This window comes from Zhongshania antarctica (genome assembly GCF_014202945.1).
GTDB classification, from domain to species: domain Bacteria; phylum Pseudomonadota; class Gammaproteobacteria; order Pseudomonadales; family Spongiibacteraceae; genus Spongiibacter; species Spongiibacter antarcticus.
Window position 1 is genome coordinate 269,802 of sequence record NZ_JACHHW010000006.1, and the last position, 23,210, is coordinate 293,011.

General features: G+C 50.1%; 23 protein-coding genes. 7 read left to right on the forward strand and 16 right to left on the reverse strand.

Annotation, left to right across the window (positions count from 1 at the left end; genetic code table 11):
* Positions 1-9: 9 nt before the first annotated feature.
* The 3 genes from HNQ57_RS12425 to HNQ57_RS12435 all read right to left on the reverse strand — a co-directional run bounded on the left by HNQ57_RS12425 (position 10) and on the right by HNQ57_RS12435 (position 3,823).
* On the reverse strand, positions 10-1,308 hold the full coding sequence (locus HNQ57_RS12425; RefSeq protein ID WP_184463411.1) for a Glu/Leu/Phe/Val family dehydrogenase: 1,299 nt from the start codon (positions 1,306-1,308) through the stop codon (positions 10-12).
* 270 nt (positions 1,309-1,578) lie between these two features.
* Entirely contained in the window at positions 1,579-2,076 is a 498-nt protein-coding gene (locus HNQ57_RS12430) for a hypothetical protein (protein WP_184463413.1), read from the reverse strand.
* A 160-nt stretch (positions 2,077-2,236) separates the two neighbouring features.
* On the reverse strand, positions 2,237-3,823 hold the full coding sequence (locus HNQ57_RS12435; protein WP_184463415.1) for a peptide chain release factor 3: 1,587 nt from the start codon (positions 3,821-3,823) through the stop codon (positions 2,237-2,239).
* Between the two features lie 309 nt (positions 3,824-4,132).
* Here HNQ57_RS12435 and HNQ57_RS12440 point away from each other — a divergent pair, with 309 nt between their 5' ends.
* Both HNQ57_RS12440 and HNQ57_RS12445 read left to right on the forward strand, forming a co-directional pair.
* Positions 4,133-5,428 carry a DEAD/DEAH box helicase gene (locus HNQ57_RS12440; protein WP_184463418.1) on the forward strand — a complete coding sequence of 432 codons (1,296 nt, stop codon included), beginning with the start codon at positions 4,133-4,135 and terminating at the stop codon, positions 5,426-5,428.
* 237 nt (positions 5,429-5,665) lie between these two features.
* A complete protein-coding gene (locus HNQ57_RS12445) occupies positions 5,666-6,163 on the forward strand; it encodes a TIGR00645 family protein (RefSeq protein ID WP_008251816.1) in 498 nt (165 codons plus the stop codon).
* On the opposite strand, the gene HNQ57_RS18075 is transcribed toward HNQ57_RS12445, so the two are convergent.
* Positions 6,164-6,379, reverse strand: coding sequence for a GDCCVxC domain-containing (seleno)protein (locus HNQ57_RS18075; RefSeq protein WP_276509424.1), 216 nt, complete (start codon positions 6,377-6,379; stop codon positions 6,164-6,166).
* Complete coding sequence (locus HNQ57_RS12450; protein ID WP_184463420.1) at positions 6,372-6,782, reverse strand: MerC family mercury resistance protein; 411 nt, start codon at positions 6,780-6,782, stop codon at positions 6,372-6,374. The genes HNQ57_RS18075 and HNQ57_RS12450 overlap by 8 nt, the downstream gene beginning before the upstream one ends.
* A 75-nt stretch (positions 6,783-6,857) precedes the next feature.
* On the opposite strand from HNQ57_RS12450, the gene HNQ57_RS12455 reads away from it, so the two are divergent.
* A complete protein-coding gene (locus tag HNQ57_RS12455) occupies positions 6,858-7,265 on the forward strand; it encodes a MerR family transcriptional regulator (RefSeq protein ID WP_184463421.1) in 408 nt (135 codons plus the stop codon).
* A gap of 38 nt (positions 7,266-7,303) precedes the next feature.
* Here HNQ57_RS12455 and HNQ57_RS12460 read toward each other — a convergent pair whose 3' ends face one another.
* The 5 genes from HNQ57_RS12460 to HNQ57_RS12480 all read right to left on the reverse strand — a co-directional run bounded on the left by HNQ57_RS12460 (position 7,304) and on the right by HNQ57_RS12480 (position 13,082).
* The gene (locus HNQ57_RS12460) at positions 7,304-8,410 is read right to left on the reverse strand and encodes a PepSY-associated TM helix domain-containing protein (protein ID WP_184463423.1); all 1,107 of its coding nucleotides are present in this window, start codon (positions 8,408-8,410) and stop codon (positions 7,304-7,306) included.
* 74 nt (positions 8,411-8,484) lie between these two features.
* Positions 8,485-9,876 carry an ATP-dependent RNA helicase DbpA gene (gene dbpA, locus HNQ57_RS12465; protein ID WP_414617105.1) on the reverse strand — a complete coding sequence of 464 codons (1,392 nt, stop codon included), beginning with the start codon at positions 9,874-9,876 and terminating at the stop codon, positions 8,485-8,487.
* A gap of 173 nt (positions 9,877-10,049) precedes the next feature.
* The gene (locus tag HNQ57_RS12470) at positions 10,050-10,256 is read right to left on the reverse strand and encodes a cold-shock protein (protein WP_008251819.1); all 207 of its coding nucleotides are present in this window, start codon (positions 10,254-10,256) and stop codon (positions 10,050-10,052) included.
* Between the two features lie 405 nt (positions 10,257-10,661).
* Positions 10,662-10,811 carry a DUF2986 domain-containing protein gene (locus HNQ57_RS12475; RefSeq protein ID WP_184463426.1) on the reverse strand — a complete coding sequence of 50 codons (150 nt, stop codon included), beginning with the start codon at positions 10,809-10,811 and terminating at the stop codon, positions 10,662-10,664.
* Positions 10,812-11,075: 264 nt separating this feature from the next.
* A complete protein-coding gene (locus HNQ57_RS12480) occupies positions 11,076-13,082 on the reverse strand; it encodes an alpha/beta hydrolase (protein WP_184463428.1) in 2,007 nt (668 codons plus the stop codon).
* A 380-nt stretch (positions 13,083-13,462) separates the two neighbouring features.
* Here HNQ57_RS12480 and HNQ57_RS12485 point away from each other — a divergent pair, with 380 nt between their 5' ends.
* Both HNQ57_RS12485 and HNQ57_RS12490 read left to right on the forward strand, forming a co-directional pair.
* Positions 13,463-14,599: a methionine aminotransferase gene (locus tag HNQ57_RS12485; RefSeq protein ID WP_184463430.1), complete on the forward strand. Its 1,137-nt coding sequence runs from the start codon at positions 13,463-13,465 to the stop codon at positions 14,597-14,599.
* 28 nt (positions 14,600-14,627) lie between these two features.
* Positions 14,628-15,389 carry an amidohydrolase gene (locus HNQ57_RS12490; RefSeq protein WP_184463432.1) on the forward strand — a complete coding sequence of 254 codons (762 nt, stop codon included), beginning with the start codon at positions 14,628-14,630 and terminating at the stop codon, positions 15,387-15,389.
* Between the two features lie 293 nt (positions 15,390-15,682).
* On the opposite strand, the gene HNQ57_RS18240 is transcribed toward HNQ57_RS12490, so the two are convergent.
* Complete coding sequence (locus HNQ57_RS18240; protein ID WP_420825306.1) at positions 15,683-15,925, reverse strand: MerR family transcriptional regulator; 243 nt, start codon at positions 15,923-15,925, stop codon at positions 15,683-15,685.
* The gene (locus HNQ57_RS18245; protein WP_420825307.1) at positions 15,919-16,098 is read right to left on the reverse strand and encodes a MerR family transcriptional regulator; all 180 of its coding nucleotides are present in this window, start codon (positions 16,096-16,098) and stop codon (positions 15,919-15,921) included. The genes HNQ57_RS18240 and HNQ57_RS18245 overlap by 7 nt, the downstream gene beginning before the upstream one ends.
* Positions 16,099-16,231: 133 nt before the next feature.
* Here HNQ57_RS18245 and cynS point away from each other — a divergent pair, with 133 nt between their 5' ends.
* Entirely contained in the window at positions 16,232-16,672 is a 441-nt protein-coding gene (cynS, locus tag HNQ57_RS12500; protein ID WP_184463434.1) for a cyanase, read from the forward strand.
* Positions 16,673-16,743: 71 nt separating this feature from the next.
* Here the strand turns inward: cynS and HNQ57_RS12505 are convergent, their stop codons facing one another.
* The 4 genes from HNQ57_RS12505 to HNQ57_RS12520 form a co-directional block, all read right to left on the reverse strand.
* Positions 16,744-18,462, reverse strand: coding sequence for a bifunctional protein-serine/threonine kinase/phosphatase (locus HNQ57_RS12505; protein ID WP_184463436.1), 1,719 nt, complete (start codon positions 18,460-18,462; stop codon positions 16,744-16,746).
* Positions 18,463-18,516: 54 nt separating this feature from the next.
* Positions 18,517-19,329 carry a formate/nitrite transporter family protein gene (locus HNQ57_RS12510; RefSeq protein WP_184463438.1) on the reverse strand — a complete coding sequence of 271 codons (813 nt, stop codon included), beginning with the start codon at positions 19,327-19,329 and terminating at the stop codon, positions 18,517-18,519.
* A 297-nt stretch (positions 19,330-19,626) separates the two neighbouring features.
* Entirely contained in the window at positions 19,627-21,504 is a 1,878-nt protein-coding gene (locus tag HNQ57_RS12515) for an N-acyl-D-amino-acid deacylase family protein (protein ID WP_184463440.1), read from the reverse strand.
* A gap of 18 nt (positions 21,505-21,522) precedes the next feature.
* Positions 21,523-22,140: a TetR/AcrR family transcriptional regulator gene (locus HNQ57_RS12520; protein WP_184463441.1), complete on the reverse strand. Its 618-nt coding sequence runs from the start codon at positions 22,138-22,140 to the stop codon at positions 21,523-21,525.
* 149 nt (positions 22,141-22,289) lie between these two features.
* On the opposite strand from HNQ57_RS12520, the gene HNQ57_RS12525 reads away from it, so the two are divergent.
* The gene (locus HNQ57_RS12525; protein WP_184463443.1) at positions 22,290-23,192 is read left to right on the forward strand and encodes an alpha/beta fold hydrolase; all 903 of its coding nucleotides are present in this window, start codon (positions 22,290-22,292) and stop codon (positions 23,190-23,192) included.
* Positions 23,193-23,210 lie beyond the last annotated feature (18 nt).

The window sequence follows — 23,210 nt, forward strand, 5'->3', positions numbered from 1 at the left end:
AAAGAAACATTACTCGCCGTTAGCAAAGTACTCTTTAGTTCCTTTCATCTTAAACACTTCTTGGAGATGCAGTAGCGCCTTTGCGTAAGCGGCCTGTCGAAAACTAACGCCTTCTTTCTGGTGCTGAAACTGCCACATTTCTTCAAACGCCGCCTCCAGCTTTTCTTTCAAACGACTTTGGACATCCAGTAATGACCACGGGTAACCCGCGCGGTTCTGAACCCATTCAAAATAGCTCACAATCACCCCACCGGCATTCGCTAAAACATCGGGAATGACGACAATACCGCGTTCAAATAGGGCTTGATCAGCGTCGAGACTAATCGGGCCATTAGCCACTTCAACCACCCATTTTGCGCGCACGGCTTCAACATTATGCTTTGTGATGGCATTTTCTAGCGCCGCCGGCACAAGAATATCCACTTCCATCGCCAATAGGTCTTCATTGCTTATAGACTGGTAACTGTCACAATTTTCGCAGCTACTCACTGAGCCTTCAGGGTAGTTCGGATGGAGCTGATTCGTTGCTATTTTGCGCTCATGAACTAATTGCACGTCTAAGCCCTGCGCGCAATAAATTCCCCCTTGGGAATCGCTCACGGCCACCACCTTATAACCGGCCTCAGCTAGCAGCCTCGCCAAGTGGTATCCCGCATTACCAAAACCTTGAATGGCAATGCGCAAATCCTCTGGGAGTTTACCCTCCTTAACGCGTAAAAATTCAATGCAATAAAACGCACCTCGGCCGGTCGCTTCGAAGCGCCCTTCACTACCACCCAAATTGACGGGTTTACCAGTAATCACCGCAGGAAATTTTGCGCCTTTAATTACTTCATATTCATCACGCATCCAACCCATAATGCGCTCGTTGGTGTACACATCGGGTGCTGGAATATCAAGATCCGGCCCAACAAAATCAGCCATCGCCCGCATATAGGCGCGGGAGAGCCGCTCTAATTCCATACGTGACAAGGATTTTGGATCGACAACAACGCCACCCTTGGCGCCGCCAAAAGGCAAATTTACTAAAGCGCACTTGATCGTCATCCACAAACCTAAGGCGCGCATTTCAGCATCATCAACGCCAGGGTGGAATCGAATCCCCCCCTTGCTGGGACCGAGCATTTGACTGTAATGGCAGCGATAGGCGTCAAAGTATTGGGTAGCGCCATCATCCATGCGCACCGGAAGCGAGGCATACATCATTGCTTTGGGCCGCGACAAACCAGCAAGTACCGAATCGGCAACACCGGCAAGCTGCCCCATGGCGAGCAACCTAGCGACCGCCTGTTCAAAAATGGTGTTCATCGCGCCCCCGAATCATATGTCGGCGGTGCAGCCCGGCTGCACCGCGATCAATTCCACATTGTTTGCGCCAGCGTGATTCACCGTAACTAAACGGCAACCAAGCGCAAAATAATAATAACGTTCTCTTGAACATAACCCTCACGGGTTCTGATGTCCAACGCTGAAGATTGGGGTGGGGTTAAATCCCGACGGCGCTACCGGTGCAGTTTGGCGCATCCACAAAAAAGGGGCCTTGAAGGCCCCTTTTTTACACACTGATGTAAAACAGATTTATTCTGCTGCAGCACCAGCATTTACGCTAGCATCAACCTTGATATTCGTCAGGCTGCGCAGGGCGCTTTTCTTCTCTTCTACGGCCGCTTTTGCGTTCGCTTTAGTTTCTGCGCGAGCTTCAGCACGGGCTTGTGCATCGGCCTCAGCTTGGGCTTCGCGCTCAGCTTTACGTGCTTTGGCAGCAGCTTTTTCTTCTTCACGCTTCGCTTTCGCTTCTGCACGCTGGGCGTCGGCAGCTGCTTTCTTCTCGGCTGCAGCCGCTTTCATTGCCTCGCCCTTCGCTTCGCCGTCAGCCTTCATTTTGGCTGCTTTTTCATCGATATTGGTATCGACATTCACATTGGCTTCTACTTTCGCGTCCGCTTTTGCATCTGCTTTTTCTTCAGCTTTAGCGCTGCCGCCCAAGCCCAGCTTGCTAAAGAAACCACCTTCAGCCAATACGCTGCCGCTCAATCCGATTAAACTTACGGCCAGAACTAATTCTTTCATTTTCATTGTGATAATCCTTTTTTTATCAAAAGTCATTATTGAACTCGTTTAGTGAGATCTATTGTAGGGCAGCGCAGCGTTCAAACAAGCCTTACATAGCGTAAATTTCACCGTAATTTTCAGCCACAATTCTAGTCACCGTTCAGCTTATAGCAAGCTTGTGACATTAATGCTCGCGCGTTGACCTGAAGCGGACCTCGGGATGCCGTTCTTCGGTCAACGCCAAATTCACCCGCGTTGGCGCCAGATAGGTCAAGTGACCGCCGCCGTCAATAGCGAGGTTTTCTGCACACTTGCGCTTAAATTCTTCAAACTTTTTAGCATCGTCGCAATCTACCCAGCGTGCGGTAAAAACGTTGATCGGCTCGTATATCGCCTCGACCTTATACTCGTCTTTAAGACGATAGCTCACCACTTCAAACTGCAGATTACCCACGGCACCAACAATCAGGTCGCTATTGCGCTGGGGCATAAATACCTGAGTTGATCCCTCTTCAGACAACTGCTGCAAGCCTTTTTGTAATTGCTTAGCCTTCATCGGGTCTTTTAGGCGAATGCGGCGAAACAGCTCCGGCGCAAAATGAGGAATACCGGTAAATTTAAAATTTTCGCCCGAAGAAAAGGTATCGCCTATCTGAATGGTGCCGTGGTTGTGCAGGCCAATTATGTCACCCGACACCGCCTCTTCCACAAGCTCTCGGTCACCCGCCAAAAAGCTTACCGCATCGACAATCTTAACGTCTTTACCAAGACGCACATGGCGCATTTTCATACCCTTGGTATACGTGCCCGAGCAAATCCGCATAAAGGCGATACGGTCGCGGTGCTTGGGATCCATATTCGCTTGAATCTTAAACACAAAGCCCGAGAAAGTGTCTTCTTTGGCGCTGACCTCGCGAGTATCGGTAGGCCGATCCAGCGGCTCCGGCGACCACTCTACAAAACCGTCGAGCATCTCGCGCACGCCGAAATTAGACAGCGCCGTTCCAAAAAATACTGGGGTCTGCTTACCCGCCAAATACGCCTCGCGGTCGAAGAAGTGGCTAGCGCCGCGCACCAGCTCAATTTCCTCGAGGAAATTCTCATACTCGTCGTCAAGCAAAGTCCGCGCAGCGTCACTCTCTAAACCGTCTATGCGAATATCTTCAGCCACCACCGAGCCTTTACCGGGCTGAAACACGTGAATGGTGTCGGTGTACATATTGTAGACGCCCTTAAAATCGCGCCCCATGCCAATCGGCCAGTTGATCGGCGCCGCGGCAATACCCAGCACACTCTCGACTTCGTCTAACAACTCAATGGGATCGCGAATATCGCGGTCCATCTTATTTACAAAACCTAAAATGGGCGTGTCGCGCAAACGGCAAACATTCATCAATTTAATGGTTCGGTCTTCGACACCCTTGGCACCATCAATAATCATCAGTGCTGAATCCACCGCCGTCAGGGTGCGGTAGGTGTCTTCAGAGAAGTCCTCGTGCCCCGGGGTATCCAGCAAGTTAACGATTCGGCCTTTATAAGGGAACTGCATGACCGAGGAGGTCACCGAAATACCCCGCTCTTTCTCCAAGCTCATCCAGTCAGACGTCGCCGCGCGGTCATTCTTTTTACCTTTCACCGTACCGGCCACCTGAATCAACTGCCCCAATAGGATCAATTTCTCGGTAATAGTGGTTTTACCGGCATCTGGGTGAGAGATGATGGCAAAGGTGCGGCGCTTGGCCACTTCCTGCTGAAAGCTAATATCTGACATTAAATTGGGTCTTCTGACTAAACAGGTTCGGGACGATACGCAGAATAAAATCTCGCTGCGTATATAAGAGGCGTGAGTTTAAAGGACTTGAGCAGGGCTTGCACTATTCGCCGCATCAATCGCCGGCGAAACGCCCTGCCAATAAATACCGCAAATAGCCACCAAAACCCCGCCAGCTCTGGTATTCCGTCGCACTGGGGGTTTCTATCTATGGCGCAAATCTTGCTTTTCCCGTAAGCTGCACGCCCGCTGTCATCAGGACACCGGCCATCACGCCGCGACGCGCGACATTATGAGACGATAGATTTTATGAGCTTTACCTCCCTGGGCTTATCCGCCCCGATACTTTCTGCGGTAACCGACAAAGGTTACGACACACCCTCAGCAATCCAAGCCCAAGCCATTCCCGCCGTGTTGGAAGGCAGAGATGTTATGGCCGCTGCACAAACTGGCACCGGCAAAACCGCAGGTTTTACCCTGCCAATACTGGAATTACTGTCTCGTGGCGAGCGCGCCAATGCCAACCAAGCCCGCGCCCTAATACTGACACCAACCCGCGAACTTGCCGCCCAAATTGGCGAAAACGTCGCCATGTATGGCAAGAACCTGCCACTGCGCTCCACCGTGGTATTTGGTGGCGTAAAAATTAACCCGCAAATGATCAAGCTGCGCCGTGGCGTCGACATTCTTGTTGCCACCCCAGGCCGCTTATTAGATTTATACAATCAGAATGCTGTGAAATTTAACCAGCTAGAAATTCTGGTACTCGACGAAGCCGACCGCATGCTCGACATGGGCTTTATTCACGATATTCGCAAAATACTCGCGGTATTGCCGAAGCGCCGCCAGAATCTGATGTTTTCTGCGACCTTCTCCGGCGACATTCGCCAGCTCGCCAAGGGCTTGGTCAATAATCCAGTAGAAATATCCGTTAGCCCCGAAGTCACTACGGCAAAATCCGTCACCCAGTGCATATACCCCGTTGATAAGAACCAGAAGCCCGCGCTCTTAACACACCTCATCAACAGTAATAACTGGCAGCAAGTGCTGATTTTCTCCAAGACCAAGCACGGCGCCAACCGTCTAGCGACCCAGCTAGAGAATGCGGGCATTAAAGCCGCCGCCATCCACGGCAATAAAAGCCAAGGGGCGCGTACTCGTGCACTCGCCGAATTTAAAAATGGCGACGTAAGAGCGCTAGTGGCAACCGATATCGCCGCGCGGGGCTTAGACATCGATCAACTACCTCAAGTCGTTAACTTCGACCTGCCCAATGTGCCCGAAGACTATGTTCACCGCATTGGCCGTACCGGCCGTGCCGGTGCGACAGGCCACGCGGTATCATTGGTTTGTGCAGACGAGTTTAAGCTGCTAGCTGACATCGAGCGGCTGATAAAGGAAATTCTGCCCCGCGAGATTCCCGAAGGCTTTACCCCAGTCAACCCATTGCCAGAATCTCGCCTGGGAGCGCCCAGCAATAGTCGCCCCCACCGCCCTCGAGTTGAACACCGCGACGGGCAACGCCCAGCGGCAAACCCAGGTGCACGCCGTGGTCGCCCAGGTGGCGGCAACCGTGGCCGCAGCTCAGCACCAAAAGCCTCGTAAAACGACCAAAAGCCCGCTGCGCGCAGCGGGCTTTATCAAGAAAATTCAGAATTAAACACCACGATCTCGCAATATGCGCCGCTCGCGCTCAATGACACCGCTGTAAGGGCTATAAAACGACTTAAGCGTTACCGCTTCAGCAATGTCATATTTGCGCCGCTAAGCTTCACCATCGGCAACAAAACTCCCCTATAATAGCGCGCTAAACTGTCCACTCGCCCACAAGGTTTTAGCCCGATGTTAGAAAAAGTTTTTGAACGCATACTCTACTCTGCCCGCTGGCTATTGGCCCCAATTTACCTCGGCCTGAGCTTTGCACTGCTGGCGCTAGCCATCAAATTCTTTCAAGAAATCGTTCACGTCTTACCCCATATCTTTGAAACTTCAGAAATGGACTTAGTACTACTTGTCCTTTCGCTGATCGACATCTCCCTCGTCGGCGGCCTACTTGTTATGGTGATGTTCTCTGGCTACGAGAATTTCGTCTCGCAAATCGACCTCGATGACAACGACGACAAACTAAGCTGGCTCGGTAAACTCGACACCGGCAGCCTCAAGAACAAAGTTGCCGCCTCCATCGTCGCTATTTCGTCTATTCACTTACTTAAAATTTTTATGAATGCCGACAAAATCGAAAACGACAAACTGCTTTGGTACGTGGCCATTCACCTGACGTTTGTGCTCTCGGCTTTTGCGATGGGAATGCTTGATAAATTAACGCGGCATGACAAATAATCATTGACCGCAACACGAGCTGCCCGCTTGAATCGGTGGGCATTTCACTGTGCCGTAGGAGCAATAGACACAGCAGTCGCCCGCTTTAGGTTTAATTAACGTACCGCAGGAATGGCACTCGTAAAACCACTGACAAAAATCTGCAGGCATTACCTCACAATTTTCATACCCACAAGATGGGCAGCGTATTGTCGATTCCTGAACAATCTTATTCATTAAGCCCCCTCGGCAGCGCGCAACGAGCCTGTACTGGTTTAACAAATTCCATCACCGACACCACCAACATTAAAGTGAGTGCACCATAAAACAATCCCCCGCTCCACGAGTATTGCCAAAACGGGTACAAGCTCGCCAGTATGGCAGCTGGCCCAAGGATAGATAAAACCCCACGCCAGTGGCTCCGGCGTTGCCACCAAGCGTAGCCGTTGATACACAACACCAATACGGCGAGCAGTGGCAAAACGGTGTTTACCATCACACCCTCGAATTGACCAAGAAAGCCCAACCCAAATGTCGCCGCAAGCGCACCCAGTGCTGGGAAACAGCCAGCGCAACTCAATGCGGCGATCAAAATACCGCCACAGCCGACGTGATCTAATGCGCTTAATTTACGACTCATACTAAACCCCAAAGATTGACATTTTTTGTACAAAAGGACTATAAACCCTGTAGCAACTACAGGGTCAAGTATTGTATGAACAGTAAAATCCGCAGCTATTCCCGCGCACAGGCCGCCAAAGTTACCAACGTAAACGCCGAGACCATTCGCTATTACGAAAGTTGCGGATTACTTCAGCCTCCGGCCAGGAGTGCTGGCGGGCAACGTATATACATTGAGGAACACCTGCAGCGTTTGATCTTTATCCGCCGCAGCCGCGAGCTCGGCTTTACACTCAAAGAAATAAAAGATCTAATTTCACTCAGTGACAGCAGCGACAGAAGCTGCAGCCAAGTACGGGACTTATCAGCCGTTCACTTGCGGAGCATTAAAGCAAAGATTAGAGATTTGAAAAAAATGGAAAAGACCTTAGCTGATATGATTAAACAGTGTGACGCCAATACAACACCTACTTGTCCAATAATTGGGGCGCTTACTTCTTAATGCCCCAGCCCCGTAAAAAAATTATCATGACTATTCCCTTACTTATTACACCGGCGTTTTGTACTTTTTCCTGCCTGCCGCAGCCGCTGCGGGCGACGTAGACGCCACATCGCCACGCCCATAGCGATTAACAATATTGGACTAAAGCCTAGCACCACCCAAATCACGCGACTCCAATTACCGGCAAAATCACCAAAGTGCAGGCGGCGAAAGCTATTTTTTATTTGCTCAGCAGTCGCGGCCTCCGCCATATCGCGCATACCTACGAATACACCGTTTTGGGCGTCGTAACGAAGCAAATTTGCAAACTCGCTGAACAAGGGATTTTGCCCAGCAACCTCACCGAAGATACTAATGCCGTAGCCGGGCTTGCTAGGCAACGAGATAAAACTAGGCGTAAAACCCGGCAGGCGCTGGCGGCTCTCGCCTAGCAGTGCATCGATAGAAATTGCCGAATGATACAGACGCTCACCAACAATATACGGGGTGACAACAGGCTTACCGAGACTATAACTTAGCTGACTGATATTCCAATATGCCCCGGTAAACCCCAGCACCAGCAATACCGGCGCAGCAATTGCGCCGAGCAATTTGTGGCCGTCACCAAGGTAAATTATTGGCCGAGCGCGATAACGAAAGGTAAACAAAACTTTCCAGAATTTGCGGTGTAAAATCAAACCCACTATGGCTTGCAAGCAAAGTAACACAGCGACGATTGCGCAGAGCAGCAAGCCCGTATCCCCCACCAAAAAGGTGTAGTGAAACTCACGTACAAGGTCGCTAAAGTAGTATTTTGGCGGCGTAGGCGCCGACAACATGCTCGCGCTGTATTGATCGACAAATAAAGACGACCAGTCGCTGCCGCCATGCGCCATTACATAGACTAAATCGGCTCGGCCAGGATCGGCAAATAACTGCCAGCCAGTGACTTCATACTCAGGATAGCGCTGATTAAACGCAGCCAACAACACATCAAAGGGCAGCCGTTGTTGGCCGTGAAAATCTACGCGAACGCGCTCGGGCATGAGCAGCGCATCTATTTCATGCTTAAACACCAGCACACTGCCGCTTAAACTAATCAGCAATAGTGGTACACACACCAAGAAGGCGAGTAGCCGGTGAATTTTAAAGAGGGTTTTATTCATTAAGAGGGGTTTGTATCGTCGGTTTACTTCGGGCGGCGAATATTCTGCGCCGCCGCCCGATGTCCGCCAAGCAGCTAGCCGCGAATACGACGCACTCTAAAGTTACGCCCCTTGAGCTGACCTTCGCTTAGTTTGCGCAGGGCGTCAGCCGCCACGTCGTTACGCACAGCAACATAGGCAGTATTGTCAAAAACGTGGATTTTGCCGACATCGGTGCCGGCAATGCCGTCGGCACCGGTTAAGGCACCGACAATATCACCGGGACGAATTTTCTGCTTCTTGCCGCCGTCAATCTGCAGGCAAGCCATTGGCGGTTTGAATGTCGGCTTGTCTAAATAATTAACCTCGGGCAGCGCCTCGGGCACCACTTTATTGCCACGCATTTCTTCAATACGGGCAATCTTGGCGCTTTCACGCTCAGTGTACAGACTGCAGGCAATACCTTTGCCGCCAGCACGGCCAGTACGACCAATGCGATGAATATGCACTTCGGCGTCGCGGGCAATATGGTAGTTAATCACCGCATCAAGGGCGTCGATATCTAAGCCTCGCGCCGCAACATCAGTGGCAACCAGCACCGACACGCTCTTATTCGCAAAGCGCACCAAGGTCTGATCTCGCATTTTTTGATCTAGCTCGCCGTGCAGGGCCTGCACGCTAAAACCGGCTTCGCGAAGATCGTCGCACACCTGCTGGGTTTCATGGCGGGTGTTACAAAAAATAACGGTGGAATCTGGGCGGTAGCGCAGCAACAACAATTTTACCGCAACAATACGCTGGGTGTTGTCGGCCACTTTATAGAAATGCTGGGCAATACTTTCATTGTCGTGGGTCGACTCCACTTTAACGAGCAATGGCCGCTGCATAATGCGGGTGGCAACATCCTGAATTTCGTCGGGGTAGGTCGCACTAAAGAGCAGGGTCTGTCGCTCCTTGGGAATATAGCCAATGATGGTGTCTAGGGAATCTTGAAAGCCCATTTCCAGCATGCGGTCGGCTTCGTCCAACACCAAGGTATTTACATTATCTAATTTGAGCGTGCCTTTGCGCACATGCTCTTCTATACGACCGGGGGTCCCAACCACAATATGGGCGCCGTGCTCTAGGGAGCCAACCTGCGGGCCAAAAGGCATGCCGCCACACAGCGTTAGAACCTTAATATTATGGATAGTACGCGCTAACTTACGCAGTTCCTTAGCGACCTGATCGGCTAATTCACGAGTCGGGCACAAAACTAAAGACTGCACATAAAACTTTTTTACATCTAATTTTTGTAACTGGGTAAGACCGAAAACAGCGGTTTTTCCCGAACCGGTTTTGCCCTGTGCAATAACGTCTTTGCCATGCAGTGTATGCGGCAACGCCTTGGCCTGAATGGGGGTCATCTCGGTATAACCGAGCGAACTCAGGTTTTGCAATAACGAGGGGTTAAGCGGAAGGGTAGAAAAATCTAGCTGACTCACGATGTGTATCCTGTAATACCGCCAGAAAAATGCGCGGCGGTGGCGCGGTGGAACTGGATGTTAAATGGTGTTGCTGAAATGAAAAAAGGGCAAGACCCTTAGGTCCTGCCCCTTTAGCATTCAATCCACAAGGGTTTGAAGCTGGCCGCTGCCCAAGGGCGCGGCCACATAGCAAATTACAGTGCTACGATGTTCTCTGCCTGAGGACCTTTCTGGCCCTGAGTAACAGTGAACTGAACGCGCTGGCCTTCAACCAAAGTTTTGAAGCCTGAACCAGAGATAGCGCTGAAGTGAGCGAAAACGTCTGGGCCAGATTCTTGCTCGATGAAGCCAAAGCCTTTAGATTCGTTGAACCATTTTACTGTGCCAGTAGTAGTAGACATAATTTTTTCCTGAAATATTCAAAGGTAATTTTTGATCTGAAATCAGATCGATTAGGCTGGAAGTGATTCTATTACTTATGAAGTACAGGACGAAAACTACAGACAGGACTTCGAAATGGTGTACATAAATATAGGTCGAACTTTCTAGCTGCGATTGAGTATATAGAGATTTCAGGCCGTGTCTACCCCCTATTACCAGTTATTCACTAGGGATTAAACCTATAAGCTGCGGATATTCATCATTTTATCCACTTGTTTCATCCATAGTGCGGTGGTTTTAACCCCAAATTATACCACTCGAGACCACCCAACTTAAAACGAGGCCAATACAGCCAAGAACAAGGCCAAACGGGCAGTTTGCCAAGCCTTAGGCTAGACACAGTCCAACAGAGTCACAGCGTAAATCTACACGGTTCCGGCCTCAGCTTCGCGCCCAGCCGCCACCGCTCGCTCCGCTTTAGAAATATAGCGCGGTTTATTACTCGGTTGATTCTTTGCATTGGCCTTCTTGAGCTTTTGATTAAGCACTTTATTCAATTTCTTTTTTCGATTCATAACGATACCTGAGCAAAAACAACAGCGATAAAAACTCGAACTCATGACGTCAACTTGAGATGTTGAGGCCCAGTCTTTGAATAATTACGGCAACACCTTGAACACAGCCATCATACGTTGAATTTGCATAGAGCCAAAGCAACAGCGCCCTCCTGCGAGGCCGAGTATTTCTGACATAACAGCGCTAATTAACAACATCCGAAAACGACAAACCCCAGCCAAAGACTGGGGTTTGCTGGCAAACTGTCCCGTGTGCACTATGGCTTAATAAGGCACCTTCTGGAACAAAACATCAGTAATCTGAATCGTACCTGCAATGCGCTGATCAAAGGCTAAATTAATATTGGTCAGTTTACTCAGATCCAAATCGGAATCAAATAGCAGCTGAGCATCCAACCTAAAAGGCACCATATTAATAACCGTTTTAGCGCCGGTATCTCGCGCCGACACCGTCAAGCCTGGCGGGAAGTATAGGGCATCGGTAAAGTCACTGGCGAGCAAACTTACTGAGACACCGTTAATGTCCGTGAGAGTCAAAGTAAAATCCTGACCAAATGCATTCTCTGGTGTCACACTCACCCCCATGCGCAGGGTAAGGAAGTCGGCACCGCTCGCATCCAAGCCGCCAGCGGGCAAGGCGTAATTTATACTCGCCGCCGAGCCAAGATAATTACCGAATATCTGCGGTGCTTTCGAGATCGTAGATGGCGACGGGCAGCTATCGGTATTAAACCCCAAAATATCATTTAAACTGCCACCGTTTGGCGCACACCAGCCGGTAAAGTTAAAGCCAGAAAGCGTATTAGCCAAACCAAATTCATTGGTGCTTAACGATGCATCCGTCAGCGTCGTGTCTACCACAATTAAATTCTCTTGCGACTGATGGAAGGACATATGTAAACGCTCGTCGCAGGTATCGGAGCCTTCTGGGCATGCACTCGTAGGCGCACGCTCAACACCGCCCCAATAACCAGCATATTGACCTTCACCACCGACAAACAGCCGCAGGAAGCTGGCAATCAAAAACTCGCCATGACGCTTCTGATCAGCCCGAGAGTATCGGCCAGACACCGGCGACGCTTCGGTGCAGTAGGGATCAAAACCGTTTAGGGTCGCGTCATCGTTAAACCAAAAATCATTGTAATAGTTATGGTTGGCGCCCATTGACGTCACCATAAACTGAGGCTGAGACACGTCCTCTGCGTTGTAACGAATATTGTCGTACATATACACGCCGTGGAGAGTCGATACATCACCATCGCAATAGGGCGACAAAGTAACCCACGCGGTGTTTAAGGGCAGCTCAGAGTCAAAATCCGTTGGCGCCAAAGAGAACACTGCCTTTATTTCGTGAGGCTGATCAAACTGCGAGCTGCTGCGGAACCGGGGATCCTGATTATAGGTAATTGCCTTTGCCACGCCATTACCACCCCGCGAATGCCCCATTAATCCAACGCGCGACATATCTATGTTGCCGTAAAGCGAACTTAAATCAAGACCATTGCTGTCCTGAGCGTAAGCTGATGCGGCGTTGTCATTAATATCGCGCAGAATATCCAAATGGTGCAAGATCAATTCCGCCCTCGCGGTAATACCCTGGTCATTCGAGCCAGAGTCCTGTGCATTAATGTCATTCACATCAATGGAGATCACGACATAACCGTTAGCGGCCAATGTCTCGGCAATATAGTCATAGCCTTTGTCTGAGCGAATAGCTACTAAACCATTCGCTTCGCAATCTGTACCGGAACTCTCGTCGCCGTTGGCATCGCCCGTTGTAGAGCACGTGGAATGGCGCCCATGCTGAAACAAAATAACCGGAAAGCCATCAAGTGGTGCGGGCATATCAGCAGTCACTAGGGGGTAATGAATTACGCCCAACACATCAATGGGGTCGGCAAATGTCGACGTGCTAGTGCCATCTGCATCATTAATGTCTTTAGTCGCAATCACCGGCGCGTATTTAAAATCGATAGGGCCAGAAATGCTATATGCACCAGCTGCATCGGCATCTGCAGCGGTGGCATTAAAGCGCTCCGGTGCGCCTTTTGGCTCGTCGCCGGTATCTCCACCGGTATCTCCACCGGTATCTCCACCGGTATCGCCGCCGGTATCTCCGCCGGTATCTCCACCCGTGTCAACATTATCAATAGGCGCAGCAGTCGACGACGAACTACCGCCTCCGCAGGCAGCAATACTTGCCACCAAACAAGTTGCAAAAATAATTTTAAAAAACAGCTTAGATTTACTACTCGGTCGAAGTGATGTCATAAAAATCCCTACAGCTTAAAAGGAAGTTAGCCATTAAATTTAGCTAAACAGTGCATATCACTACCGTTATTGCAGAATCAGTGCCACGGTGCGGCAATCTTAGCTAAATCACACAAAAGCGTGATCGAGTAGGCAATGTCCCAGCTATCACCTCACCTAAGCGCACAACAAAGGCGCAAGCAAAGAGTGCCACGACCCAGATGTGATCACTGAAAACAAAAGTTCGGAATACTCGATATAAAGCGCTTCATTAGCTATTTTTGTCGCCGCCCGTCGCTATGGCAAAGCAAACGTTGGCACCAAGAGGCTTTTCTCTCCGACCACTTATCTGTAGTAAACTCGGGCAGCAAACAATCGTTCCCAGCGCCAAGGACTCAACATTGAAAAGTAAACTTCCCGACGTTGGCACCACCATATTTTCAGTGATGTCAGCCATGGCTAGCGAGTGTGACGCCATCAACTTGTCCCAAGGCTTCCCAGATTTCACGCCCAATGAGTATCTGCTAGACCGACTTAGCCACCACGCCCACAACGGCAAAAACCAATACGCGCCCATGAACGGCATTCCTGAGTTGCGCCACGCCATCGCGACCCTTACCCAAGAATGCTACGGCCGCGCAATTGACCCGGACACCGAAGTCACCTTGGCCTCTGGCGCTACCGAAGCGCTGTTCGTTGCCATTCAAGCCGTGGTTAACCCCTGCGATGAAGTGATTCTGCTCGACCCAGCCTACGACAGCTACGCGCCGGCGGTGACCTTGGCGGGGGGTATATGTAAGCACATCAGCCTAATGCCGCCGAGCTACCAGCCAGATTGGCAGCAAATCGCCGCCGCAGTGTCGCCGAAAACCCGGCTGATTATCGTCAACAGCCCACACAACCCCACCGCTACCGTATTTAGCGACAACGACTGGCAGGCCCTCGCCAACTTGGCAGAGCAACACAACCTGCTTGTGATAAGCGACGAGGTCTATGAACACATTGTCTTCGACCAAGCCCGCATTAGCGCCCACCGCTATCCGGCCCTATATGACCGCACCTTTATCGTTTCTTCCTTTGGCAAAACCTTTCACGCCACCGGCTGGAAGCTGGGCTACTGCATTGCGCCGCCAGCCCTGAGCGCGGAATTTCGTAAAATACACCAGTTCGTCACCTTCACCAGTTTTACACCAGCCCAGTACGCTGTGACTGATATGCTTAACGAATATAGCGACGAGGTTCACGGCCTAGGGGGTTTTTACCGCAGCAAACGCGACTGCTTTATTAACGCTATGCAGGCATCACGCTTTAACATGCTGCCCAGCGCCGGCACTTATTTTGCTTTGGCCGACTACAGCGCCATTAGCGACAAAAACGACGTCGACTTTTGTGAGGAGCTAACTCGCCAGCACGGCGTTGCCGCCATTCCGCTGTCGGTGTTCTATAAAACCCCGCCGAATAGCCGCATCATCCGTTTCTGTTTTGCCAAGCGCGAACAGACCCTATTAGATGCCGCCGCCAAACTCTGCGCCCTGTAATTAAACGACTATAGAAAGAAGCACTACGATGAAAATAGCCGCGCTGCAATCGCCCCTGTACTGGCAAGACCGCGAAGCCAACCTCGCCTACTTCAGCGACCTTATTGACAGTCTCGGGGAAGCTGACCTACTGGTCTTACCTGAAATGTTCACCACCGGCTTCTCTATGGCGCCGGAACAAATCGCCGAAGCCGCCGATGGCCCAAGCCTGCGTTGGTTGCGGGATATGAGCCAGCAACACAATATCGCTATTACCGGCTCCGTCGCGGTTGAAGAAAATGGCAACTTCTACAATCGCCTGTATTGGGTAAGCCCAGAGAGCGAAAGCCACTACGACAAACACCACCTATTCCGCATGGCCGGCGAACACACGCACTACGCCGCCGGCAGCGAGCGCAAAATAGTCGAATACCAAGGCTTCAGACTATGCCTGCAAGTCTGCTACGACCTGCGCTTCCCCGTGTTCTGCCGTAACCGTAACGACTACGACGTATTGATCTTTGTTGCTAATTGGCCAGAACCCCGCCGCCACGCTTGGTCATCCCTACTCACCGCCAGAGCCATCGAAAACCAAAGCTATGTTATTGGCGTGAACCGTGTAGGCGAAGACGGCAACGGCATCAATTACAGCGGCGACAGCGTCATCCTCGACTACCTAGGCCAGCCCCTGGCACAAACTATTGCCCACACCCCCGCGATACTTACCGCTGAAATATCATTTGCCGATTTGCAGGGGTTTAGGGAAAAGTTTCCCGCGCATTTGGATGCGGATGATTTTGAGTTGCGGTAGCGATTGTCGGACGACGGATGTCGGGTGTCGGGTGTCGGGTGTCGGGTGTCGGGTGTCGGGTGTCTGACGAAAAAGCATTCACTACGTTCACATGGATGCCTGCCTGCGCAGGCATGACGTCGACTTAACTCAAAACTCCGAGCGACGTTTACAACTGCTCGTCACTCCTGCGACGGCCGATCACCGCCCCTGCGAAGGCAGGGGTCCATCCCAGCAACGAAGTGAAAATCAAACGTATTATCTGTAACGCAGAACTAATAAATTCAAGTAGCGATTAACCAAGACAGAAAAACTCATTTAGACTTCCGCTTACGCAGCGGCTTTTTCTCCTCATAAGCACCGATAACCCCAGCGGCAGCTAAACCCAATAAACGGCGAAACTTGGGGCACTCCATATGACTTGGCGCCGAACACACCGCCGCATGGCGAAGACCATCCCGCATTGATTTTAATTGTCGAATTGAACTATCAAATCCCTCCGCCTTATCAGCAAGCAACTGGCAATCTATCTGCGGCTCCCCATCAGGGCCTAACATTTTGCGATTTCACCTAATGAGAATCCCGCAGAGCGGCCTAATGCAATAAGCGCCAAACGCTCCAAAACACTACTACGAAATTGGCGGCGTATTCCCCGTCGGCCAACAGGCCTTATCAAGCCTTTTTCTTCATAAAACCGTAACGCTGACGCGGAAACGCCAGAACGCTTCACGGATTCAAAATTCTTGCATCACTGACCGCACCATACACTGCCCAAAAGCTTAGACATGAATCGAAAAAATTCGACCGCTGGCATACATCTTGAATGATTTACATACCTAAAATAAACCAACAAAGGTATGCACATGAACCGAGAGGAATTAACCGAAATTATCGTGCTTGCGAAGCAAGCAAAAAGCCTAACATGGGAAGCGATTGCTGATGATCTTGGTGTTGGCAAGGTATGGCTAACATCCGCTTGCCTAGGTATGAACAGCATGCCCGAAGCTCCAGCAGATAAGTTGTGCGCATTACTCGAATTACCGCCCGAGGCCAAGGCGACCTTAATGAGCTATCCGACTAAAACTTGGGGCTGGGATGTGCCGCAAGATCCGCTTATTTATCGCCTTTATGAAATCGTTGGCGTTTATGGCGATACTTTGAAAGAGGTTATTCAAGAGCAGTTCGGTGACGGGATTATGAGCGCCATTGATTTTTCGATGGATGTTGATAAAGAAGAGAACCCCAAAGGCGACAGGGTTGTAATCACAATGAACGGAAAATTTTTGCCCTACAAAAGCTGGTAAAGCCGCTGCACTGCGTAAAGTGGCGTCAGCCACTTTACGCTCTCACACCGTCAATCAATCTCCTGGTATTACTAGCGTATATTTTGAATCGCAATCACGGCCAGTAAGGCCGCCGATATAACTTGCCAAAACAATACGGGGTTGCGCTCGATAATTGGCGGTTTGGCCTTATTTAAATAGCGGCTATTGGGATTTTGTAAATCGTAAACAAATTCCGAGACTTCTTGGTAACGCTTTTCGGGCTGGATCTGAAGCGCTTGGGAAATTGCGTAGTCTACCCAGCCGGGTAAATCGGCGCGCACTAAGGCCAGGGGCTTATACGCCAATCTTGCCTGCGCCTGCCGAGTACTCGCACGGCAGACTTCGTTGCCGTAGGGCAATTCGCCGCATAGCATTTGGTAGACAATTACCCCCAGTGAAAATATGTCTGAGCGGCTACTGCCGTCAAAATCTAAAAAATACTCTGGCGCGGAATACTGCATAGTGCCGACCACCCCGAGATTACGGCGGCAGGTTTCGGCAAGTCCCGCGACTTTAGCCGCGCCAAAATCGATGATTTTTACGGTGCCCGCGCTGTCGATCATAATGTTCTGGGGGCGCAAATCCTGGTGTACTATTTCAAGACGGTGCAAAGCCCGAAGGCCGTTGGCGATTTGTTCAACAATACCGCGCACCTCATTTATGGCGGGCGTAGGATTGTCTAGCATCCATTGGAAAAGGCTTTTACCGTCGACAAATTCCGTTACCGTATAAATATAGCGCTGACTGGAATGGGGAGCTATGGAGCGCAACACATTAACGCTGTCAATACGCCGCCCTATCCAATCTTCCAACAACATGGTTTCTAGGTGTTCGCGATTGTCCCGGGTTTCAGCTGCAGGAGTTTTAATAACCACGTGCTCGCCGCTCAGGGTATCTGCAGCTAAAAACACATGACTTCGACTGCTAATATGCAGTTCACGGATTATGGTGTAACCCTCAAAGTTCTGCCGCGGTGACAATATTGGCGGCGGACTCAAATTTTCTAATAATTGGCGAACCTCATCGCGCTGCTTATCTGGCACCTCCTCTATACGCACAATTTGCAGCGTTAAGTTATCTGGGCTGTTGGCTTTTAATGCCTCATCCAGCAGTTGGGCGGCGAGGGCGTCTAAATCTCCCTCATGGGTATTTATCGCGTGAGCAATCGCTTTGTCGGATACATATTCGTACACGCCATCGGTTGCCAAGACATAGGTATCGCCTGGCTCTATCGGGAGTTCTAGGTGATCCATTTCAAGTCGCGACTGCATGCCCAGCGCGCGGGACAAATAACTCACGTCCTCAGACACCACCCTTCGGTGATCCTGAGTTAATAATTCTAAGCTGTCGCCAAGCACTCGGTACACCCGAGTATCACCGCAGTGAAACACATAGGCGGTATTTGATTTAAAAACCACCGCGCTAAAGGTGCAAATATAGCCTTTGTCTTTATCTAGACGATAGGGACTGTTTTGGGTTTGCGCATAAAGCCAGGCATTGCTCGCCGCCAAGACTTTTAAGGCCGAGGTTTTCACTGACCAGGCATCGCTAGTGCAGTAATAATCGCTTAAAAATGTTTTTACTGCGGTTTCGCTTGCAAGCTGACTTACTTGACTGCTGCTGATGCCATCGGCAATCGCGACCGCAATACCCTTGGCACTAAGTTGCGCCTCTGCAGGAATCAGCAGTCCGTGAAAATCCTGATTCACTGGCTTTCGCCCAGCACCGGAACACTGGCCCGCAGAAACTTTTAGCAACTTAGCTTTCATAGAAAAGCCCCGCGTTGTTAGACGCGGGGAGCTCCAGTTAATAAATGGTGGTGGTTAAACCAGTTTACGCTCTGGACTAGTTCTAACATGAGTCAGGTAAAGCGGTAAACCAACCAGCAAGAAACCACCAGCCAGATTCCCTAATACCGTAGGAATTTCATTCCAGAACAAGTAGTCAGCAATAGTAAATTCGCCACCCATAATCATCGAGAAGGGGAACAGGAACATATTCACAATCGAGTGTTCGAAGCCCATGTAAAAGAACAGCATAATTGGCATCCACATCGCCGCCATTTTGCTAGAGGCAGAGGTGGAAATCATTGCGCCAACGACGCCCATCGACACCATCCAGTTGCACAGCATGCCGCGAATAAAGATCGTAAACCAGCCACCCTCGCCATGGGCCTTGTAACCAAGGGTCCGCGACTCACCAATGCTGCCGACCTTGGCCGCCAAGGCGCCGCCGTCAGTGTTATAACCATAGGTCAGAATAAAGGATGCAAAGAAGGCAACCGACAAGGCCCCAGCGAAATTGCCAATAAACACCAACCCCCAATTACGCAACATTTGCTTTACTGTACAGCCCGCGCGCTTATCAATAATAGCCAAAGGCACAAGGGTAAACACCCCAGTAAGCAAGTCAAACTTCATCAGGTAAAGCATGATAAAGCCAACAGGGAAAAGCAGCGCGCCTACCAAAGGGTTCCCCGTTTTAACGGTTACGGTTATTGCAAAAAAAGCCGCGAGCGCCAAAATAGCACCTGCCATATAGGCCCGTACCAACGTATCTCTGGCCGACATGAAGATCTTAGATTCGCCAGCGTCAACCATTTTTTTCGCAAATTCATTGGGTTCGATATAAGCCACGGAGCACTTCCTCACACGAGTTTTTTGTTACAAGTGACACAGCAAATAACGAACCAACTTAGAAACAAATAGCTAAGCTAATGTTTTAAGAAAGAAAAACAACGAGGGAATAGAAAGCCATGGCAAAAGCACCAGAAAAATGCATCTCTACTCCTGTCACATAAAATACGGACGATAGCGACGCGCACAATTAAAGTGCGCCAACAATGCCCGGTGAGTACTTTGGGTGCGGCGCGGCAGCAACTGCGCTCGCGGCACCACAATACCGTCGCCCTTGCGAAGGCGAGCGCCGTATCCTCAGTGTGCTACCGCCCTAAGCAAACGGCCCATCGGCTTTTTGCCAAACTGGCTAGAGAAGTCATCATGCTCCCAGGCGACATTACCGGCAATCATGACCAGCGGTACCACACCGTCAGAGCGATTTACTAATTGATCGTGATTGTATTCGGCGCGGAACTGGCGAATTACCTGAGCTTCACCGTCGTAGTTCGCGAGCGCCTGTGGGTCGACCAAAATCAAATCGGCAACATCGCCTACATTAATAGTGCCGCCTTTAACACCAAAAAGATCGGCGGCATCTTTGCTTAGTCGCTTCACCATATACGAGACGTCTTTATCGCCACCGCTGGAGGCGAGTTTGAGGCTGCGCAAATTCACATCGTAGAACGCCATATTGGTCAGGTGCGCGCCGCAGTCGTTGAAGCCCGGCATAAGCAAGGGATTCATTAATAATTCGCGAATAGTCTCGGGGTTGCGGTTGGCAGTAACCGTGCTCCAGCTAAGATCAAGATCAAAACTACGCAACAATTGCAGCATAAAGTCTGCTTCGTCGCTGATCCAAAAGAAGTCACTGTTGATAACCTCTTTTTCTGCTTCATTACAGCCGCTCGGCGTCTCGCCGCGCTTGATCGCGATTATCCGGTCGAGCAGGTGCTGCATATTCAAACCTACCCAGTTATCAATTGGGCAGCCTTCCACGGTCATATCACTTAAGTTACGATTGAAAGCATAGTCTTCCATATTGAGAATACGTTTTAACCTCGCCACGCTCCAACCATGCTTACCCTTTAGCCACATTGCCCTAAACGCTTTAATGTAATCGGCGTCATTCAGGATACGTAGCCGCGCGCCGCGATCTTCCATGTCGGTTTCATTCAGTTTTCGCAGCTCAGGTATCTCTTCTGACAATGGCGTTATAGCGCCGTCTGACCATACTTTAAACGGTGCACCCAAGGCCTGAAGATGAAAATCACCGCGAAGAAACTTTGAGTTTAGAAGTCGGCTGAGCAACTTCGCTAATCGTAGAATTTTCCGGTTATTCGCCACATCTAAGGCAGCCACCACGGTGGTGCGCAATGGTCGCTTATGCAGTCGTCCGCTGGTCAACAAAAAGGTTTTTATCGTGTTAATTGCACTATCTTTAGGCGGCGTTGCCTGCCATACCGCGCCGTTGTCACGCACGACCTGAGTCAATTCTTTGATTTCTTCGTATTTGGCAAATTGCGTGGGTATGGTTTTTTCGCAATTGGGCTGATTGGCCAAGTAATGAAAGGGCAAGGCGTCAGTCGAAATACCCGCGTAACCCATTTTAAGCGCAGCGCCCAAGGTAGCTTGCATGGCCTTTAATTCACTGTCACTGGGGTCGCGGCTAATACTGGCATCAAATCCCATGGCATCAATACGTAACATTGAGTGCGGGAATAGGGTGACGACATTAGGCCCTAGATTAAGTTGTTCTAAATGTTCCAAATACGCTTTTGGTGAATCCCAATCGACTTTGTCTGCGCAGCTGCGCAACAAGGACTTTGGTAGATTTTCCACTCTAGCAAAGCAATCAACAATTGGGTCGATATCACCGCTGCGCTGATTACCGAACGCCAAACCTAAACTGCAATTCGCGATAACAACGGAGGTAGTACCGTGCCGCACCGACTCGGGTAATCCTGGTGCGACTTCGAGTTCTAGATCGTAGTGGGTATGGATATCAAACAGCCCCGGCATAAGCCATTTACCACTGCCATCGATTACCCGAGCCGCGCCCTCCGCATCTAGATTTTTACCTCTTGCCACTATTTTACCGTCGGCAATGGCAATGTCTTCTACAACAGCGGCTTCACCGTTATTAAAGATCTTTGCATTCTGAATGAGGGTGTCGACTATTGCTGATGAACTCATGAGTTATTATCTCTATTTTTATAAGTTATCGAAATAACTGGCGAGCATGGCTGCACCCAGTTGTAATGTAAGGGCTTTCGATTGCATTGGGCGGCTAAATACTTGGCGATGCACCAAGCCCTCTGCCATGGCAAAAAGATTAAAGGCAACGGCATCGGCGTTTTCAATATTAAAGCGATTCACAAACATCAGTACGCGGTCGTAAAGCATTTTTTCGCCTTGGCCTAAAATTTCGGCCAGCTCAGGATCGAGCTCTTTGCGCTGTTCTAATATTTGGTGAAGCTCAGGCGCTTGCTCATGAAAAGCATAGATAAGTTCCAGAACTTGGTGAAAGATCCGCTCTGTCGCACCCGGTTTTACAGTGGCTTTTTCCACATTGCTACTAAGCTCAAGAAACTCGGTCGCCGACGGCACTTGCTGATAAAGCTCTTCCATGCGCTGTTTTGCTATGACGCGCAGCATGTCTTCTTTATTTTCAAAATACTGATAAAAAGTACCTGTCGCGACGCCCGCTTTGCTTGCCACGGTCTTTGCCGTGGTGTTGTGATAACCGTAGCTAACAAAACACTCGCTTGCCGCCGCGATTAAGGCGGCGCGTTTTTGTTTGGCTCTCGCTTGGGTTGGTATGGCTTTCATTGCGTGGCTCTAATTGTCGACTTGTACGGCGCATCAAACGGTTGATCTACGCAATATAGCCAAAACTTGAACTAGACGTCAAGTTCAGCTTTAATAGCAAAACATTAGTCCACTCTATTTGCGTAATGCATGGTTATATTGGGGTAAACATGAACACTCAAAATAAAAGCAACTTGAATACAGCCCTTGCCAGCTGGAAGGCCAGCGGAGAGTGGCTAGAGCTCAAGGACCATCAAATATTTGTTAAAGATGAGGGGCCGAGCGACCTTCCGGTATTGCTCCTTATCCACGGATTCCCGACCTCAAGCTGGGACTGGCATAGTATTTGGGATGCGCTTAAATCACGCTTTCGCCTAGTCACACTTGATATGCTGGGCTTTGGCTATTCAGACAAACCCAATGTACGTACCTACTCCATTCATGGCCAAGCCGATATTGTTGAGGCGCTGGTAGCCGCCAAATCCTTAACGGAATTCCACGTATTGGCTCACGACTACGGTGACACCGTTGCCCAAGAGCTATTGGCAAGACAGCAACAAGGCGTCGGCGCGGGCACATGGTTGTCTTGCTGTTTTTTAAATGGCGGCTTATTTCCTGAAACACACCGCGCAATATTGACCCAAAAATTACTACTGAGTCCCTTGGGCCCAATGCTCAATAAGCTATCTGGCTATACGCAATTTAGCGCGCGATTTAGTTCCGTATTTGGTGAGCACACCAAACCCACCGAAGAAGAATTGAGGCTCTTTTGGGCGCTCATTAATGAGAAAGACGGAAAGCACATATTTCATAATTTAATCACCTATATGCGGGACCGCAAACAACATCGCGAACGCTGGGTGAACGCCCTGCATAATTCGACTATCCCATTAGCCTTAATAAATGGCTCAGTAGATCCGGTCTCTGGAGCGCACATGGTCGCGCGCTATAAAGAGCTGGAATGTCGTTTAGATTATTTAGGTGAATTGGCGACCATTGGCCACTATCCTCAAGTCGAAGATCCAGCCGGTGTCGCGCAGCATTTTTTCAATTTCATTAATAAGCAAAAATAATTTTTTGTCAGCGCGAGA

Bases quoted from the DNA above. Each gene is read 5' to 3' on its own strand.
- HNQ57_RS12425 (WP_184463411.1), bottom strand. From the start codon at position 1,308: ATGAACACCATTTTTGAACAGGCGGTCGCTAGGTTGCTCGCCATGGGG.
- HNQ57_RS12430 (WP_184463413.1), bottom strand. From the start codon at position 2,076: ATGAAAATGAAAGAATTAGTTCTGGCCGTAAGTTTAATCGGATTGAGC.
- HNQ57_RS12435 (WP_184463415.1), bottom strand. From the start codon at position 3,823: ATGTCAGATATTAGCTTTCAGCAGGAAGTGGCCAAGCGCCGCACCTTT.
- HNQ57_RS12440 (WP_184463418.1), top strand. From the start codon at position 4,133: ATGAGCTTTACCTCCCTGGGCTTATCCGCCCCGATACTTTCTGCGGTA.
- HNQ57_RS12445 (WP_008251816.1), top strand. From the start codon at position 5,666: ATGTTAGAAAAAGTTTTTGAACGCATACTCTACTCTGCCCGCTGGCTA.
- HNQ57_RS18075 (WP_276509424.1), bottom strand. From the start codon at position 6,379: ATGAATAAGATTGTTCAGGAATCGACAATACGCTGCCCATCTTGTGGG.
- HNQ57_RS12450 (WP_184463420.1), bottom strand. From the start codon at position 6,782: ATGAGTCGTAAATTAAGCGCATTAGATCACGTCGGCTGTGGCGGTATT.
- HNQ57_RS12455 (WP_184463421.1), top strand. From the start codon at position 6,858: ATGAACAGTAAAATCCGCAGCTATTCCCGCGCACAGGCCGCCAAAGTT.
- HNQ57_RS12460 (WP_184463423.1), bottom strand. From the start codon at position 8,410: ATGAATAAAACCCTCTTTAAAATTCACCGGCTACTCGCCTTCTTGGTG.
- HNQ57_RS12470 (WP_008251819.1), bottom strand. From the start codon at position 10,256: ATGTCTACTACTACTGGCACAGTAAAATGGTTCAACGAATCTAAAGGC.
- HNQ57_RS12475 (WP_184463426.1), bottom strand. From the start codon at position 10,811: ATGAATCGAAAAAAGAAATTGAATAAAGTGCTTAATCAAAAGCTCAAG.
- HNQ57_RS12480 (WP_184463428.1), bottom strand. From the start codon at position 13,082: ATGACATCACTTCGACCGAGTAGTAAATCTAAGCTGTTTTTTAAAATT.
- HNQ57_RS12490 (WP_184463432.1), top strand. From the start codon at position 14,628: ATGAAAATAGCCGCGCTGCAATCGCCCCTGTACTGGCAAGACCGCGAA.
- HNQ57_RS18240 (WP_420825306.1), bottom strand. From the start codon at position 15,925: ATGTTAGGCCCTGATGGGGAGCCGCAGATAGATTGCCAGTTGCTTGCT.
- cynS (WP_184463434.1), top strand. From the start codon at position 16,232: ATGAACCGAGAGGAATTAACCGAAATTATCGTGCTTGCGAAGCAAGCA.
- HNQ57_RS12505 (WP_184463436.1), bottom strand. From the start codon at position 18,462: ATGAAAGCTAAGTTGCTAAAAGTTTCTGCGGGCCAGTGTTCCGGTGCT.
- HNQ57_RS12515 (WP_184463440.1), bottom strand. From the start codon at position 21,504: ATGAGTTCATCAGCAATAGTCGACACCCTCATTCAGAATGCAAAGATC.
- HNQ57_RS12520 (WP_184463441.1), bottom strand. From the start codon at position 22,140: ATGAAAGCCATACCAACCCAAGCGAGAGCCAAACAAAAACGCGCCGCC.
- HNQ57_RS12525 (WP_184463443.1), top strand. From the start codon at position 22,290: ATGAACACTCAAAATAAAAGCAACTTGAATACAGCCCTTGCCAGCTGG.